The organism is Enterococcus sp. E5-37 (assembly GCF_035726925.1).
In the GTDB taxonomy this organism is placed as follows: Bacteria; Bacillota; Bacilli; order Lactobacillales; family Enterococcaceae; genus Enterococcus_B; species Enterococcus_B faecium.
On sequence record NZ_JAPMLG010000009.1, the window covers coordinates 30,215 to 47,729 of the forward strand.

17 protein-coding genes are annotated in these 17,515 nt (G+C 39.4%); 12 read left to right on the forward strand and 5 right to left on the reverse strand.

The features are described 5' to 3' along the window. Nucleotides 1–48: 48 nt before the first annotated feature. A complete protein-coding gene (gene fabI, locus OS138_RS08715) occupies nt 49–804 on the reverse strand; it encodes an enoyl-ACP reductase FabI (RefSeq protein WP_002295795.1) in 756 nt (251 codons plus the stop codon). 218 nt (nt 805–1,022) lie between these two features. Between fabI and fabZ the strand changes: the two genes are divergently transcribed. After that, entirely contained in the window at nt 1,023–1,463 is a 441-nt protein-coding gene (fabZ, locus tag OS138_RS08720) for a 3-hydroxyacyl-ACP dehydratase FabZ (protein WP_002309395.1), read from the forward strand. A gap of 114 nt (nt 1,464–1,577) precedes the next feature. On the opposite strand, the gene OS138_RS08725 is transcribed toward fabZ, so the two are convergent. Continuing rightward, complete coding sequence (locus tag OS138_RS08725) at nt 1,578–2,339, reverse strand: peptidylprolyl isomerase (RefSeq protein WP_002295798.1); 762 nt, start codon at nt 2,337–2,339, stop codon at nt 1,578–1,580. A 194-nt stretch (nt 2,340–2,533) separates the two neighbouring features. Between OS138_RS08725 and OS138_RS08730 the strand changes: the two genes are divergently transcribed. Further along, on the forward strand, nt 2,534–3,628 hold the full coding sequence (locus OS138_RS08730; RefSeq protein ID WP_325070006.1) for a DUF871 domain-containing protein: 1,095 nt from the start codon (nt 2,534–2,536) through the stop codon (nt 3,626–3,628). A 162-nt stretch (nt 3,629–3,790) separates the two neighbouring features. Next, on the forward strand, nt 3,791–4,726 hold the full coding sequence (locus OS138_RS08735) for an alpha/beta hydrolase (RefSeq protein WP_002289735.1): 936 nt from the start codon (nt 3,791–3,793) through the stop codon (nt 4,724–4,726). An 84-nt stretch (nt 4,727–4,810) separates the two neighbouring features. Here the strand turns inward: OS138_RS08735 and gap are convergent, their stop codons facing one another. Next, nucleotides 4,811–5,821, reverse strand: a complete 1,011-nt coding sequence (gap, locus tag OS138_RS08740; protein WP_002289734.1) for a type I glyceraldehyde-3-phosphate dehydrogenase — start codon at nt 5,819–5,821, stop codon at nt 4,811–4,813. A gap of 287 nt (nt 5,822–6,108) precedes the next feature. Between gap and obgE the strand changes: the two genes are divergently transcribed. The 7 genes from obgE (at nt 6,109) to OS138_RS08775 (ending at nt 13,543) form a co-directional block, all read left to right on the forward strand. After that, nucleotides 6,109–7,422, forward strand: coding sequence for a GTPase ObgE (gene obgE / locus OS138_RS08745; RefSeq protein WP_002295805.1), 1,314 nt, complete (start codon nt 6,109–6,111; stop codon nt 7,420–7,422). 221 nt (nt 7,423–7,643) lie between these two features. Continuing rightward, entirely contained in the window at nt 7,644–8,231 is a 588-nt protein-coding gene (locus OS138_RS08750; protein ID WP_002295807.1) for a hypothetical protein, read from the forward strand. 176 nt (nt 8,232–8,407) lie between these two features. Beyond that, a complete protein-coding gene (gene rnz, locus OS138_RS08755; protein WP_325070007.1) occupies nt 8,408–9,349 on the forward strand; it encodes a ribonuclease Z in 942 nt (313 codons plus the stop codon). Beyond that, nucleotides 9,346–10,134 (forward strand): SDR family NAD(P)-dependent oxidoreductase, encoded by a 789-nt coding sequence (locus OS138_RS08760; protein WP_002295810.1) that lies wholly within the window; start codon nt 9,346–9,348, stop codon nt 10,132–10,134. Before rnz ends, OS138_RS08760 begins: the two co-directional genes overlap by 4 nt. Next, a complete protein-coding gene (locus OS138_RS08765; RefSeq protein ID WP_072538628.1) occupies nt 10,135–10,578 on the forward strand; it encodes a LapA family protein in 444 nt (147 codons plus the stop codon). Between the two features lie 141 nt (nt 10,579–10,719). After that, nucleotides 10,720–13,017 (forward strand): single-stranded-DNA-specific exonuclease RecJ, encoded by a 2,298-nt coding sequence (gene recJ, locus OS138_RS08770; protein WP_325070010.1) that lies wholly within the window; start codon nt 10,720–10,722, stop codon nt 13,015–13,017. A gap of 13 nt (nt 13,018–13,030) precedes the next feature. Next, nucleotides 13,031–13,543, forward strand: coding sequence for an adenine phosphoribosyltransferase (locus OS138_RS08775; protein ID WP_002295813.1), 513 nt, complete (start codon nt 13,031–13,033; stop codon nt 13,541–13,543). Between the two features lie 287 nt (nt 13,544–13,830). Here the strand turns inward: OS138_RS08775 and OS138_RS08780 are convergent, their stop codons facing one another. Next, nucleotides 13,831–14,049: a hypothetical protein gene (locus OS138_RS08780; protein WP_002297436.1), complete on the reverse strand. Its 219-nt coding sequence runs from the start codon at nt 14,047–14,049 to the stop codon at nt 13,831–13,833. A gap of 178 nt (nt 14,050–14,227) precedes the next feature. After that, nucleotides 14,228–14,851, reverse strand: coding sequence for a transcriptional repressor LexA (gene lexA / locus OS138_RS08785; protein ID WP_002296572.1), 624 nt, complete (start codon nt 14,849–14,851; stop codon nt 14,228–14,230). A gap of 146 nt (nt 14,852–14,997) precedes the next feature. On the opposite strand from lexA, the gene OS138_RS08790 reads away from it, so the two are divergent. Then, nucleotides 14,998–15,249, forward strand: a complete 252-nt coding sequence (locus OS138_RS08790; protein WP_002295816.1) for a DUF896 family protein — start codon at nt 14,998–15,000, stop codon at nt 15,247–15,249. Nucleotides 15,250–15,350: 101 nt separating this feature from the next. Next, a complete protein-coding gene (gene tkt / locus OS138_RS08795) occupies nt 15,351–17,348 on the forward strand; it encodes a transketolase (RefSeq protein WP_002318737.1) in 1,998 nt (665 codons plus the stop codon). Nucleotides 17,349–17,515: the final 167 nt, after the last annotated feature.

The following is a 17,515-nucleotide window of genomic DNA, read 5'->3' on the forward strand; positions in this document are numbered from 1 at the left end:
TTTTTTCCTGATTTTTATATGTTTTACTTTAAAGAATGCAACAAAAGTTTATGAAAGATGGACACCTTTGTCAACGTAGATAATATCACCGATGATTCCGCTGGAAAGAGGACTGATCAAGAAAGCACAAGCATTACCGACTTCTTCGATCGTTACACCTTGCTGATCAGGCGTACGAGATTCAGATAACTGGATCAGTTTTTGATAGTCCTTAACCCCTGTAACAGCTAATGTTTTGATTGCTCCAGCTGAAATACCATTGACTCGGATGCCTTTAGGTGAAAACTCAGCTGCCAAATAACGGATAGCTGCTTCAAGAGAAGCTTTCGCGATACCCATCATGTTATAATTCGGGATTGCGCGCTCTGAACCTAGATAAGTCATGCTAACGATTCCGCTATTTGGTGCAAGAAACGGTTGTGCGTATTTTGATACAGCAATTAAAGAGTAGCTGCTGATATCTTGAGCTAATTGATAGCCGTCTCTGGAAATATCAGACACATTTCCGGACAATTCTTCTTTGTTGGCGTAAGCAACTGCATGGACAAGGCCGTGGATCTCCCCAGCATATTCACCGATGGCATTCATTGCTTTTTCGATGCTTTCGTCGCTAGAAACATCACATTCTACAGTGAATGCTTCTTCGCCGACCAATTTGACTAATGATTTTTTCATTCGTTCATTTTGGTAAGTATAGATAATTTCTGCCCCTTGTTTCAACATTGCTTCAGCACAACCCCAAGCAATGCTTTTTTTGTTAGCGACGCCCATAATGACGATTTTTTTTCCTTCTAGAAATGACATAATGACTCTCCTTTGTTTCTGATAAAAATTTGATAGTCGTAAAAAATAGAGAATAATAGCTAAAATAACTTCTTGATTTCTTAATTATTAGTCAAAATGTTTTGATTGTCAAACTATTTTTTCTTAAATTAAAAAAAGATTGCCAAATATTTAGGAATATGATACTTTGATAGTCAAAGTAATGAAAATGGCAATTGCCTGAAAGAAGGAGTTTAATTATGTCTTACGTATTATCTGCTACTGAAGTAATGGACTTGATCCCTAATCGTTATCCTATTTGTTATATTGATTATGTAGATACTTTAGAACCAGGAAAAAAGATCGTTGCGACAAAAAATGTAACAATCAATGAAGATTTTTTCCAAGGTCACTTTCCTGACAATCCAGTGATGCCGGGTGCGTTGATTCTAGAAACACTGGCACAAGCAGGTTCGATACTTATCCTAAAATCAGAAGAGTTTCTAGGAAAAAGAGCTTATATCGGTGGGATCAATAAGGCCAAATTCCGTCAAAAAGTTGTTCCAGGAGATGTGCTGAAATGTCATTTTGAAATCACCAAAATGAAGGGATCAGTCGGTACAGCGTTATCTGCAGCATATGTAGATGATAAAAAAGTCTGTGAGTGCGAGTTCACGTTCATCGTCAACCAAAATGCTTGACTATAAAACCTGATATAGCAAAACAAAAGGAAGCTTACTTGCTTTTTATGTAAAAAGAAGACGCCTGAATCCTAGCATACGTTGTCATCTATGCGGGATTCAGACGTTATTTTTTTATTTTTGTTTTGCTTCTTGCAGTATATTGATTTTATCGATTTTTACTTCTTCTTTTGGTTTGTCTGAACTATCTGTTTCGATATTTGCAATAGCATCTACGACATCCATTCCTTCGATCACTTGGCCGAAGACAGTATAATGGCCATCTAGTGAAGGATAACCGCCGTTTTTATAAGCGTCGATGATTGCTTGAGGATAGTCGTCTTTTAAAAGACCATCATGCATATCATCTGTATTTTGAACGATAAAGAACTGGCTGCCGTTACTGTTAGGATCTTGTGAGCGAGCCATAGATAACGCACCTCTTATATTGTAAAGGTGGTTGTTGATCTCTGTTTCAAATCCTTCTCCCCAAATGCTTTCCCCTCCAGTGCCATCGCCTTTAGGATCGCCACCTTGGATCATGAAATCTTTGATGACGCGATGGAAAGTTAGTCCGTTGTAGTAACCGTCTTTTGCATGTGTCATAAAGTTTTCAACCGCTTTTGGTGCGTATTCGGGAAATAATTTGATTTTGATTGTGCCTTTATTCGTCACCATTTCGACCAGATCTTCATTTTCGGCGACATCTTTCGTCAATTGTGGTAATTCCAATGCGTTCAAATCGACGCTACTGGCAGTCGTGCTTTCCGCAGTAGATGTACTTTTTGAACTTTCTGTAGACGAACTAGAAGAAGTCGTGTTGTTTGCAGAACAACCAGCAGCAAACAGCAATGCTGCTGCTAAACTAATACTTAAAATAACTTTATTTTTCTTCATAACTGTTCCTTTCCAATTTACTATTTTGTTATCTTTAATGATAACAAAATAGAGGGAAAATACCTACTTAAATTATTGGAATTTATCATTTATTTTAAAAGAAAAAGAAAAAGAAAAGGTGTAGACCATTTACTTTGTGTTTGCTATAATGTAAGTGGATACAAAAACGAAAAGATGCAGGAGGAAATGGTAATATGGGAAAATTAGGAATCTCGATTTATCCAGAACGGTCAACATTTGAAAAGGACAAAGCGTACTTGGATTTAGCTCATAAGTATGGGTATAAACGGGTTTTTACCAGTTTGCTGCAGATCAATGATGATAAAGAAAAAGTTCTTTCAGAATTTAAAGAAGTAGTTGATTACGCGAATAGCCTAGGCATGGAAGTAATGGTTGATATCAATCCAGCGTTATTTGAACAGTTGGAGATTTCTTACGATGACTTATCTTTTTTCCATAAGATGGGTGCCTACGGGGTCCGCTTAGATATCGGATTCACAGGAGCAGAAGAAGCAAAAATGACGCGCAATCCTTTTGGTATCAAAATCGAGATTAATATGAGTTCGGGCACGAATTACGTTGACAACATCATGAGTTATTCGCCAAACACGGATAATTTATTAGGTTCTCATAATTTTTATCCTCATCGATACTCTGGTTTAGGATACGAACACTTTGTTTTTTGTTCAGAAAAATTGAGAAAATATAATTTGAATACGATGGCATTCGTCAATTCGCAATCTGCTGAGTTTGGCCCTTGGCCTACGCAAGATGGCTTGTGCACGCTGGAAGACCACCGAGATCTTGAAATTGCGACACAAGTGAAGCATTTAATCCTTACAGGATTGATTGATGATATTTCTATTGGAAATGCGTACGCAAGTGAAGAAGAATTGAAAGAAATGGCAGAAGCATTTAACGCGGATTATCCAACATTGAAAGTAGATACGGAAGAAGGTATTACAGAAAACGAACGAATCTGCTTGTTTGATAACCTTCATAGTTATCGAGGGGATCGCTCAGAATATATCCTTCGTTCAACGATGACTCGTGTATACTACAAAGATAAAGATTTCCCGCCTCATAATACGCGAGATATGCATCATGGGGATGTACTGATTGACAATGAAGGGTACGGTCAATACAAAGGAGAAACACAAATCGCCTTGAAGGATATGAAAAACGACGGACGTGTCAATGTTGTAGGAAGAATCTCCGATGACGAATTATTCCTCCTTGACTTTTTGAAACCATGGTCAAGCTTTAAATTAATTGAAAATAAAAAATAGATAATTAGTTATTGCAGAAATAATCCGCTAGAAATAGCCAGTTATTTCTGCTTTTTTATTTTGTTTTTTTATAGGTTATAAAAATGAACATTGCATAGTAGAGATTCTTTGATTATACTAATTCAAGGTTATATGAAAAAAGAGAAATGAGATGGATGATTTATGAAACTTTGGATGAAAATCCTTTTAGGCGTCGCTTTAGCTCTGATTGTTGCGTTAGTGTTTGCAGGGAATTATTTTTATAATTATGCTGTTGTGCCTTCTGAGAAAGACTTTTTAGACGAAGATACACCTGGTACAACACAGACATCCAAAGAAACGGATGCACATAAATGGTTTAGTTCAAAAGAAAACCGAAGCGATTGGACCATCACTTCAAAAGACGGTCTGAAATTATCAGCGATTTATCTTCCTGCTGAAACGAAAAGTGAAAAAACAGCTCTTGTGGCTCATGGCTATATGGGAAACGCTGAAACGATGACCAATTACGCAAAGATGTTTCATGATATGGGTTACAATGTCCTTGTTCCTGATGCAAGAGGACATGGAAAAAGCGAAGGGGATTACATTGGATTTGGATGGCCAGAGCGTAAAGACTATGTACAGTGGATAAACAAAGTGCTAGAAAACAATGGAAAATCGCAAGAAATCGTTCTATACGGTGTCAGCATGGGAGCAGCAACAGTTATGATGACTAGCGGAGAAAAACTACCAGATAATGTGAAAGCAATCATTGAAGATTGCGGTTATTCTTCCGTCCATGATGAGCTTGCCTATCAGCTAGACGATATGTTTAGTCTTCCAGCATTTCCGCTTATGCAAGTAACAAGTCTAGTGACAAAAGTCCGTGCTGGCTACTTTTTCGGTGAAGCAAATGCAGTGGAACAATTGAAGAAAAACCAGCGCCCAATGCTCTTTATACATGGAGACGAAGATACATTTGTACCATTTGAAATGTTAGATAAGGTCTATCGTGCAACGAAGGGGCCAAAAGAAAAGTATGTTGTAAAAGGAGCCGAGCATGCGGAAGCATACAAGACAGATCCTGAAAAATATCAGCAAGTAGTCCAACAATTTTTAAGCCAATATGTTCATTGAACGAGTTTAAAAGTAGGGGATGAAAAGAAAGAAGCCTTTGACTGGATCCAGTCAAAGGCTTCTTTTATCGATTGATCTATCAAATTACAAGTTAGCGAATTTTTCTAGTAAGCGAATCATTTGGCAAGTAAATCCATACTCATTGTCATACCATGCAACAGTTTTAACAAGTTGGAAATCACCAGCAGTTGTTACTTCTGTTTGCGTTGGGTCAAAGATCGAACCTTGAGTTGTTCCAATGACATCACTAGAAACGATTTGACGGTCATCATACCCGAATGAAGGATTGTCAACTGTGTGTTTTTTGATTGCTTCGTTTACTTGATCAGCAGTTACTTTTGTTTTCAACACTGAAACCAATTCAGTTAATGAACCATCAACGACTGGAACACGTTGTGCGTGTCCTTGTAATTTTCCTTGTAGCTCTGGGATAACTAAGCCGATTGCTTTCGCAGCACCAGTAGAATGTGGGATAGTATTGTCAGCAGCTGAACGAGCAGCACGCAAATTACCGCCTTTTACAGGTCCATCTAAGAGCATTTGTGTGGAAGTGTAGGCATGAACTGTTGTCATTGTACCAACTTCGATCCCAAATTCATTATTTAAGAAATAAGCCATAGGTGCTAAACAGTTTGTTGTACATGAACCTGCTGAGATGATTTTGTCGTTTTCATCTAATGTATCATCATTGACGTTATAGACGATGGTTTTCATAGCACCAGCTGGGGCAGAAATAACTACTCGTTTGACACCAGCATCTAAATGCGCTTTTGCTTTTTCTTCAGATGTATAAAAACCAGTACATTCTAGTACGATATCTACACCGTTTTCTTTTGCCCAAGGGATTTTGCTTGCGTCGGGTTCTGCATAAACACGAGTTGCTTCGCCATCCACTACGATTGAGTCTTCTGTTGCAGTAACTGTGCCAGGATAAGTACCATGAGTAGAGTCAAATTGCAATAATTGTGCTAACATAGTTGGACTTGTTAAGTCGTTGATTGCTACTACTTCAATATCATCTGAGACTTCTTTGATGCGGCGGAAAGCCAGACGGCCAATACGCCCAAATCCGTTAATACCTACTTTTACTGTCATATCAAAAGTTCCTCCTTTATTAGGGGTGCTGTGAAACGGCATCCTCAATTAATACAATTAATACACTGTTATTCTGCTACGCAAAGAATATTTTGTCAAAAAATTATACTTGGTAGCAGAAAAAAGGTTGGAAACCTTACCAAATGATAAAAAAAGAAGAAGGTAAACAATCTTTTTGCTGAAATGATAGACAAAATCAGATTTCACCGATAAAATAAGTAAGACTTTTGTTTATTGTGGAAATTCAGGCAGTCAAATAAATAAATGAATAATAGGAGGACTTAATTATGTCCATGTTTTTAGATCAAGTAACGATCGATGTGAAAGCTGGCAAGGGCGGAGACGGAATGGTTGCATTTCGTCGCGAAAAATACGTTCCTGACGGCGGACCGGCTGGCGGAGACGGTGGTCGTGGCGGCGATGTCATCTTGATCGTCGATGAAGGGTTACGTACATTGATGGATTTTCGGTTCAATCGCCATTTCAAAGCGCAGCCAGGTGAAAATGGGATGAGTAAAGGGATGCACGGTCGTGGTTCAGAAGATACCTATGTTAAAGTACCACAAGGAACCACTGTCCGAGATGCGGAGACTGGTGCTCTTTTAGGAGATTTGATTGAAAATGGTCAAACACTAGTTGTGGCAAAAGGTGGACGCGGTGGACGAGGGAATATCCGTTTTGCCTCTCCTCGGAATCCTGCACCGGAAATTGCTGAAAACGGTGAACCAGGACAAGAGCGAAAAATCGAACTAGAATTGAAAGTATTGGCAGACGTTGGACTTGTAGGTTTTCCATCTGTCGGGAAATCGACTTTACTATCCGTTATTTCATCTGCTCGTCCAAAAATCGGCGCTTATCATTTTACGACGCTCGTCCCTAATCTAGGAATGGTTACTACAAGTGATGGCAGAAGTTTTGCCGCAGCAGACTTGCCAGGTTTGATTGAAGGAGCTTCGCAAGGTGTTGGGCTGGGTACACAATTTCTTCGTCATATCGAAAGAACACGAGTAATTTTACATGTGATCGATATGAGTGGGATGGAAGGACGAGATCCTTATGAAGACTATCTTGCCATCAACAAAGAATTATCTACTTATAACTTACGCTTGCTAGAGCGTCCGCAAATCATCGTGGCAAACAAAATGGATATGCCGGATGCACAGGAAAATCTAGTGAAATTCAAAGAACAGCTGAACAAGGAAAAAGAAGATGAATTTGCTGATGACATCCCAGTATTTCCAATTTCTGGAGTGACTCGACAAGGATTGGACGCGTTATTGAATGCTACAGCAGATTTGTTAGAAGTAACGCCAGAATTCCCATTGTACGAAGAAGAACTGGAAGAAGAAACTGTACACTATGGATTCAATCCAGAAGGTCCTGAGTTCCAAATCGATCGTGATTCAGATGCAACGTGGATCTTATCTGGTGAGAAGATCGAAAAATTATTCCAAATGACAAATTTCGATCATGATGAAACAGTGATGCGTTTTGCTCGTCAATTACGTGGTATGGGTGTGGATGAAGCTCTTCGGGCACGCGGTGCGAAAGATGGCGACCTTGTACGTATCGGTGAGTTTGAATTTGAATTTGTCGAATAGGCAAGCAAATAAAAACAAATACCAAAAAATATAGATTCAGATTTAAGGGAGGTTGTGACAGAAGTGGTCAGCTTCAAGAACGCCGTTTATTCGGAAAAAGGAGCTGTGACACGACTTTTGTCACAGCCCTATTTTATTGGAAAAAAAAGAGTGCTTTTCTTTTCTTATTTTACAATTAAAGGTAAAATAAATAACAAGAAGGTATGAAAGGGGCGTTTTTAATGAGCAAACGAGTAATCATTTTAAATTTTCAAGTAGAAAGCCAGGCATATCAGGCATTTTCAGAAATCAAAAAGTTACATGCTGTTCGTTCGATTAAAGGAGAACAGATGGCAGTTGTCAGCCATGATCCTAATGGGACACATCAATTCAAAATAGAAGATTTTATCGACTTTACCGGTAATAACAAATCTTCTACGGGTGGATTAATCGGAATGCTGGTTGGTGTATTAGGTGGTCCGCTAGGGATTTTATTAGGATGGTTTGCCGGAGGAATGATCGGTGCGACACAAGATGCCAAAGAAATAAAAGATGCCCAGACCGTGTTCGACTTTGTAGGAAATAAAATCGGTGAAGGAGCTACAGGACTGATCTTGATTGCTGATGAAGAGGACAATCGCCCACTGAATCAATTGGTAATGATGGAATTAGGCGGAGAAATTACCCGCTTGGATTATGAAGATGTCGAAAAAGATGTGCATGATGCGAAAGAAGCTGAAAATCATGCGAAAGAAGCTGCACAAAAGACTTGGAAGGACAAACATCCGCAAACTTCCAACGACAATGAAAGTTCTGGATCTTCAAATTAATAAAAAACAGCAGAGGATCTCAAACGGGTTCGCTGCTGTTTTTATAGTAATTTTCAAAGAAAACGCTATCGCTTTAGAACGTTATTTTTAATTTGAACCCATTCTCGACTTACGGTTGATTATCCCTTCTTTTTACCCTAAAATTAAAGAGGAACTTAAAGAAAGTCAGGTAGATTATGGAATTACAATTTTTAGGAACAGGTGCAGGTGTTCCTGCAAAACATAGAAATGTGACAAGTATAGCATTGAAACTTTTAGACGAGCGCAATGAAGTTTGGTTGTTCGACTGTGGCGAAGGCACGCAAATGCAGATTTTGCGAACGACTATCCGTCCGAGAAAAATCGGTAAAATTTTCATTACACATTTACACGGCGATCATATTTTTGGACTTCCCGGGCTCATCAGCAGCCGGTCATTTCAAGGTGGGGATACGCCATTAGAGATTTACGGGCCAAAAGGGATAGAGGAATACATAAAAGTCTCTTTAGGTATTTCGCAAACGCGTTTAAGTTATCCGCTGAAATTCATTGAGCTAAATGAAACAGCCCCGATTTTTACTGATCAGCAATTTTCTGTTTATACAAAAAAACTAAATCATGGGATCGACAGTTTTGGTTATCGTGTGGTTGAACATGATCATAAAGGAGAATTGCAGGTGGATCGTCTAAAAGAATTAGGTATTCCAGCTGGACCACTGTACGGCAAACTGAAGAAAGGTGAAACGATCCAACTAGAAGATGGGCGGACGATCAATGGAAAAGATTTCGTAGGTCCAGATAAAAAAGGACGAATCGTGACTATTTTAGGCGATACGAGAAAAACACATAATTCCGTTGTGCTTGCGGAAAATAGCGATATTCTGGTACATGAAAGCACATTTAATAAAGATGAAGCAAGAATGGCGCACAACTATTTCCATTCCACGACTCATCAAGCTGCTGAAGTTGCAAAAGAAGCGCAGGCAAAACGGCTGCTACTTACTCATATCAGTGCGAGATATTTAGGAAAAGCAGCTTTAGAGCTTGAAAAAGAAGCACAAGAAGTGTTTGAAAACACGACGATCATGAAAGATTTTGATAGCATTGAGATTCCATTTCGCGAGGAGGAAGAGGCATGAATTTAGAAGATAAAGTTGTTTTAGTAACAGGTAGTTCAGGCGGTCTGGGCGCACAAATCTGTTATGAAGCAGCAAAGCAAGGAGCAATCGTTATAAGTTGCGCACGAAGAATGGCATTTGTAGAAGGTGTCAGAGACGAGTGCAGACGCTTGAGCGGCAAAGAGGCTTATGCTTTCAAGGTAGACGTCAGCAATCCTGAAAGCGTGGACGAATTATATGAAAAGGTGATGGAAGAAGTCGGGCGCGTCGATATTCTGGTAAACAATGCGGGCTTTGGGATTTTCGAAGACTTCCTTACATTCGACCTTGGAAAAGCATACGATATGTTTGAAGTCAACATCTTAGGAATGATGGTTTTGACACAAAAATTTGCGATCGATATGGCAGAAAGAAGACAAGGTCATATCATTAATATCGCCTCTATGGCTGGAAAGATGGCAACTGCAAAATCAACGGTTTATTCTGCCACGAAATTTGCAGTCCTTGGCTTCTCCAACGCTTTGCGATTAGAATTGAAACCACTTGGCGTAGCTGTTACGACAGTGAATCCAGGTCCAATCGAGACAGATTTCTTCGATAAGGCTGATCCAAGCGGAAGCTATTTGGAAAAAGTCGGACAAATCGTTTTAGAACCTGCCAAGTTGGCAAAAATGATCGTCCGCAATATGAGACATCCAAAACGGGAAATCAATCAACCGTTTATTTTAGAAGTTGCATCAAAATTTTATACGCTGTTTCCAACGATTGGTGATTATTTAGCCAGCGGAATTTTTAACAAAAAGTAGGTGAAGGAATTGAAAAAGCAAACCAATGTGATTCTTGGATTTGTTTTAGTTTTGATTATTGTTCTTTTTGCTGTATTGAACAATAAAAATGTTCCTGTAAGTTTTGGCTTCACTTCCTTTTCTGCGCCGTTGATCTTAGTGATCATCGGTTCTGCGCTGATTGGTGCGCTGATTGTATTTTTGACTGCTTCGGCAACACTATGGCAGCAAAAAAAGCAAATCAAACAGCTGACTCAGGAAATGTCAGAATATCAAACAGAACTTCAAAAGAAAATTGAAGAAGCAAAAGAAGAACAGCAACGCGAGTTTAGAAACGAACGTGCGGAGTTGGAAGCTGCTTATCAGGCGGAGTTACAAGCGAAAACCGCACAAATCAGTCAATTGAAAGCACCGGAAGAACAAAAAACTCAATCGCCCAAACAAAGCTTCAATTATTTTGACTAATAGGGATATTTCATAAATGGTCGTACAAAAGATCAGGTCCTGCTGAACATCTGTCTAGCGGATCTGATCTGTTTTTATTCTTTCTTTCTGCTTTTTTTTGCTGATTTCCTTTGCTATAATAACTAAGTTAGGAGTGAGAAAGTGAGACAAGCAAATTTTGATTGGAAGTTAAGCGAGACAGAGCCTTCTGAATCCTTTCTCCAAATGATCCGTGAACTGAAATTATCTCCATTTGTCGGTAAGTTACTGTGGCAAAGAGGTTACCATGAGGAAAAGGATATCAACCGATTTTTACATCCAAAGGAACAAGAATTACATGATCCGTATCTGATGCACGATATGGATAAAGCAATCAGCAGAATCCAAGAAGCTGTAATCAGTGGAGAAAAAATCCTCGTTTACGGTGATTATGACGCAGATGGGATCACCAGTGCAACGGTAATGAAAGAAACACTGGAATTACTTGGTGCAGAAGTAGAAGTATTCCTGCCAAATCGATTTGAGCATGGGTATGGACCAAACCAATCGGTATACCAAGAAAAGATCGAAGAAGGAATCCAGTTGATCATCACTGTTGATAACGGGGTAGCAGGAAATGATGCGGTAGCATACGCTCAGCAAGCTGGTGTAGACGTGATCATTACAGATCATCACGAACTACCTGAGAATTTACCAGACGCTTATGCGATTGTTCACCCTCGTCATCCAGCGGGGCACTATCCATTTCCAGATTTGGCAGGAGTCGGAGTAGCATTCAAAGTAGCTTCTGCATTATTGGAAGAACCGCCTGTAGAATTTTTGGATTTAGTAGCGATAGGAACGATCGCCGATTTAGTTTCATTGACTGATGAGAATCGAATCCTTGTTTCATTAGGAATCGATGCCATTCATCATTCAGAACGGATAGGACTTCAGGCGCTATTTGAAGAAAGCGGCGTAAAAATGAGGGACGCAGACGAAACAACGATCGGTTTTTCGATTGCTCCCAGACTAAATGCAATCGGTCGGATGGGCGATCCACGTCCTGCCGTCTCGTTACTTGCGACGTTTGATGAAGAGGAAGCATCCGTTCAAGCAAAAAAATTGAATGAGATCAATGAAGAAAGAAAGGCAATCGTAGAGCAGATAACACAAGAAGCATTAGCGATGGTCAATAAGGAGAATCATATCCATCTATTGGTAAACCGAGGATGGCATGAAGGCGTTTTGGGCATTGTTGCTGGGAAAATAATGAATGAAACGGGTAAACCAACGCTTGTCCTTACTTTAAAAGAAGATGGATCAGCTAAAGGATCTGGACGTAGTATTGAAGCCTTGAATCTTTTTGAAATGCTTGACCAGATGCGAGATTTATTTACTTACTTCGGAGGACATCATGCAGCAGTCGGTTTAACGATGCCAAGTGAAAATGTAACTATACTACAGGAGAAGATGAACCAATATATAGTCGATCATCAAATTGATTTGATGAGAGGGCCTGAGTTGAGAATTGATGAAGTATTGCTGCCAAATGAAGTAACAGTAGAGCGAATTGATGAGCTGAAACTATTGGCGCCATTTGGTACGGATAATCCTTTGCCTCAGTTTTTATTTCGACAAGTCCAAGCAGAAAATATCAAAAGAATCGGAGCAAACCAACAGCATCTGAAATTTGTCCTTTCCGATGCATCGAGTCAGCTTGATGCGGTCGCTTTTGGTTTTGGTACTCAAGAAGAAGAACTGCTGAATAATCAGGTAGATGTGGTAGGAAAGCTTTCGATCAATGAATGGAACGGGCGTAAGAAACCGCAGCTGATGGTATCTGATTTTTCTGTGGGTGGTCTGCAAGTATTTGATTGGCGGGCAAAACGTTTCCGTGAACAGAGCCGAACGTCGGAAGGTAGCCTTTATTTAGCATTTGATTCTTCGACGTTGAAATTCGTGCCTGAGATTATCCAGGAAGCTGCGATTGTTTTCGAAGGACTAGATTCTGTAAAGGCAATAATTGAAAAAAGAAAACCGAACTCTCTAGTTATTATGGATTGTCCAGATGATTTAGCGGATCTGAAAGAAGTTTTTCGGTCTTATTCATTCAATCGTGTTTGTCTGATGGGGATTTCACCTGATGAGGCCTATTTGAATGGGGTAGGCACAAGAGAACAGTACGCAAAATTGTTTAAATTGATCCATTCTCAAGAACGAATTGATATACGTCATAAAATAAAAGCAATAGCTCAATATTTGCGTATCCCTGAAAAATTATTAATTTTTATGATACAGGTGTTTTTTGAATTGAAATTTGTTACAATAGAGAACGGTGTTTTACAAAAAGTCGCTAGCCCAGAAAGTCATCCTTTGACTGAGAGCAGATTATACCAGCGGCGGCTCAATAAAATCAAAGTTGAGGAATTTTTGCTTTTGAGCGATATTCCTACCATAAAGAAATGGTTAACAACCTAGGAGGAAACAAAGAGTGGATTTAAAAGATTATATTGCCAGTATTCCCGACTATCCGTCAAAAGGAATTGTGTTTCGAGATATTTCCCCACTGATGGCAGATGGTGACGCTTATCGGGAAGCTACTAAACAAATCGTAAATTATGCAAAAGAAAAACGAATTGATATGGTAGTTGGGCCAGAAGCCCGTGGATTCATCGTAGGATGTCCTGTTGCTTATGAGTTAGGAGTCGGTTTTGCCCCAGTCCGAAAAAAAGGAAAGTTACCTCGAGAAACCATCGAAGTGACTTATGGATTAGAATATGGAACAGATACATTGACATTGCATAAGGATGCCATTAAACCAGGTCAACGTGTGCTGATTTGTGACGATTTGCTAGCTACTGGAGGAACAATCAAAGCGACGATCGAACTGATCGAACAATTAGGCGGTGTAGTCGTAGGCTGCGCATTTTTGATCGAATTGATGGATCTCCATGGACGCGACAAAATCAAAGGATATGACATCATTACATTAATGGAATATTAAGCAGAAAAAAGAAGCTATTCTTGATGTTATTCTTAAAGAAGCGATTTTAAAGCGACCCTCAAAAGTCAGATAGAGAATCTGACTTTTGAGGGTCGCTATTTTTTTATAAATGGAAACAAGCAAAGACCAGTAGAAGTTTAAAAAATCACTTTTTCCGCAATTTGACTTAATACCGAAAAACTGACTTTAGAACACCCTTTATTCGAAAAAAGGATGTGACCGATTTTTGTCACACCCCCGTAAAAGTTTAACTTCTTGTCTTTTAAATAATTAGCAGTCAATCCTTATTATGATTGCCTGGATCTGTAGTAGGGCTCATGATAGAAATGATCTTCATGAATTCTGCGCCGCTCAGATTGACGGTACTTCTTTTCATCCCACAACATGAACCACAAAGTAAATAACGGAACAAACACAAGTAAAGCTGGACGTATGCCGAAATTACCAATAATAATACCTAAAAACAAAACAGTTAATACTAAGCCAAGACGTCTCATTGATTTCATGAATTCTCACCTCGTTAATTTATGCGAACAATTGTTCGTATATTTAGTATACGAATATTTGTTCGGTTTGTAAAGAGGGAAGTGATAAAAATTTGAAAGAAGAAGAACCTGGGCGAAAAAAGAGTTTGAGACCATCGTCTCAAACTCTTTTTAAAAAGTTTTCTTTTATTAGTAGCAATTAATAGATATGACTACGATAAAGTCCTACTACTCGTCCTAATATAGATACTTGATCTAAGATGATTGGTTCGAGCAAGTCGTTTTCAGGCTGCAGACGGAAAAAGTTTTTTTCTTTATAGAATCGTTTGCAAGTCGCTTCGTCCTCGGCAGTCATTGCAATGACAATATCGCCATTTTGAGCAGTTTCTTGCTTCCGAACGATCACGTTGTCACCATCCAAGATTCCAGCATTGATCATACTATCTCCACGAATTGTCAGCATAAAGAGACTGCCTTCTTCGGAAGAAAGATTAGGAGGGATTGGAAAGAAGTCTGAAGCATCCTCTACTGCTAAAATGGGTTCTCCAGCTGTTACGACGCCAAGTACTGGAATAGTTGTTGGACGAATCCCAATCTTTTCTAAACCTTGTTTTGTCAACTCGATTGCACGAGGTTTCGTCGGATCTCTTTGGATAAACCCCTTTTTTTCAAGCCGTGCAAGATGACCGTGAACAGTAGAAGTAGAAGAAAGCTGAACAGCTTCCCCGATTTCACGGACAGTCGGCGGGTATCCTTTTTGGGTTACTTGTTCATGGATATATCGTAAGACTTCGATTTGTCTTGATTCAGTTTGTCGGGCCACAAGGTACACCTTCTTTCACTTGATAAATAAATAGTACCATATAAAAAGCGCTAAATCAAACGAATGTTCGTGTTTTATTTAGTTTATCTAGTTGTTTTTTTTTCAGTTTTTATATAATATGAAGGAGAGTAAAAGGAGGGCTGAGCATGCTGTCACCTGAAAAAATAGAGCGGATCAATGAACTTGCACGTAAAAAGAAGGAAAATGGTCTCTCAAAAGCCGAAGAACAAGAACAAATCAACTTGCGCAAAGAGTATTTGGAAGCTTTTCGTTCCGGTATGCGTCATCATATCGAAGGAATGAAAGTCGTCGATCCCGAGGGCAATGACGTGACCCCGGAAAAATTAAAAGAAATTCAAAAGAAAAAAGGCTTACACAACCGAAATGACAACTTTTAGTAAAAAATACTGAAAAAGATTGCTTTTTCGTGTGACATCTTATAGAATGAAAGTGTAAGAAATAAAGGTAAAAAAAACCTAAATTAATAGGAGGGGTTATTTTGTTTGACAAAATTGACCAACTTGGCGTTAACACAATTCGTACATTAAGTATTGAAGCAGTCCAAAAAGCAAACTCAGGACATCCTGGATTGCCGATGGGCGCAGCACCTATGGCATATGCGTTATGGACAAAACACCTGAAAGTAAATCCAACGACATCAAAAAACTGGGCTGACCGCGACCGTTTCGTTCTTTCGGCAGGACATGGGTCAGCAATGTTGTATAGCTTGCTTCATTTAGCTGGCTATCAAGTGACAATCGATGATTTGAAACAATTCCGTCAATGGAATTCTAAAACACCAGGACATCCTGAAGTACATCATACAGATGGTGTAGAAGCCACTACAGGGCCATTAGGACAAGGGATTGCAATGGCTGTCGGTATGGCAATGGCAGAAGCGCACCTTGCAGCAACGTATAACAAAGAAAACTTTAATGTGATGGATCACTATACGTATGCAATATGCGGTGACGGAGACTTGATGGAAGGGGTATCTCAAGAAGCAAGTTCGATGGCAGGTCATATGAAACTAGGGAAATTGATCGTTTTATACGATTCAAACGATATTTCACTAGATGGTCCAACTTCAAAAGCTTTCACAGAAAACGTTGGTGCTCGCTATGAAGCATATGGCTGGCAACATATCTTAGTGAAAGACGGAAATGACCTAGAAGCAATCTCTAAAGCGATTGAAGAAGCAAAAGCTGAAACAGACAAACCAACATTGATCGAAGTAAAAACAGTCATCGGCTATGGTGCTCCTAAAGAAGGAACATCTGCTGTTCATGGTGCTCCTCTTGGTGAAGATGGCATCAAGATGGCTAAAGAAGTTTATGGTTGGGAGTATCCAGATTTCACTGTTCCAGAAGAAGTAGCTGCCCGCTTCCATCAAACGATGATAGAAGAAGGACAAAAAGCTGAAGATGCATGGAATGAAATGTTTGCCAATTATAAAAAAGCTTATCCTGAATTAGCACAACAATTTGAAGATGCTTTTGATGGCAAACTACCAGAAAACTGGGATGCAGAATTGCCAACTTATGAAGTTGGAAGCAGTCAAGCAAGCCGTGTTTCAAGTAAAGAAGTCATCCAAGAATTATCGAAAGCTATACCAAGCTTCTGGGGTGGTTCAGCGGACTTGTCAGGTTCCAATAATACAATGGTGGCTGCAGATAAAGATTTCACTCCTGAACATTATGAAGGACGCAACATCTGGTTCGGTGTCCGCGAATTTGCAATGGCTTCGGCTATGAATGGTATCCAACTTCATGGAGGAACTCGTATCTACGGTGGAACATTCTTTGTCTTTGTCGATTATCTAAGACCAGCAGTTCGTTTAGCAGCAATCCAACATACTCCTGTTGTTTACGTCTTAACACATGACTCGGTTGCTGTCGGAGAAGACGGACCAACGCACGAACCGATTGAACAACTAGCATCTGTTCGCTGCATGCCTGGTGTTCAAGTGATTCGTCCGGCAGACGGAAATGAAACACGTGCTGCTTGGAAAGTAGCGATGGAGACAACAGATGCGCCTACTATCCTTGTATTGAGTCGCCAAAACCTTCCAGTATTGCCTTCTACAAAAGAAGTAGCAGATGAAATGGTGAAAAAAGGCGCGTATGTTCTTTCTCCATCACAAGGAGAAACACCAGAAGGTATTTTGATTGCAACAGGTTCTGAAGTTGATTTGGCTGTGAAAGCTCAAAAAGAATTGGCTGAAAAAGGCAAAGATGTTTCTGTTGTTTCTATGCCAAGCTTTGACCTCTTTGAAAAACAATCTTCTGAATATAAAGAAAGCGTACTTCCTAAATCAGTGAAGAAACGTGTGGCTATCGAAGCTGCTGCATCATTTGGATGGGAACGCTACGTAGGAACAGAGGGCGCAACGATTACAATCGATCATTTCGGTGCATCTGCCCCTGGCACTAAAATTTTAGAAGAATTTGGATTTACAGTAGAAAATGTCGTGAATACGTACAATCAACTATCATAGATCCAAGCAATTGTTTGACTGATAAGAACAGCTGTCTGCAAGTTGGAGACAGCTGTTCTTTATGTGTTAGAAGAATAAATCAATATTACTTTTCGTTTTCGGCTATGTTACATTTAAATGACAAAACAAAGAATTCTTCGGATTAGTTTGTGTTTCTTGAGAATTAA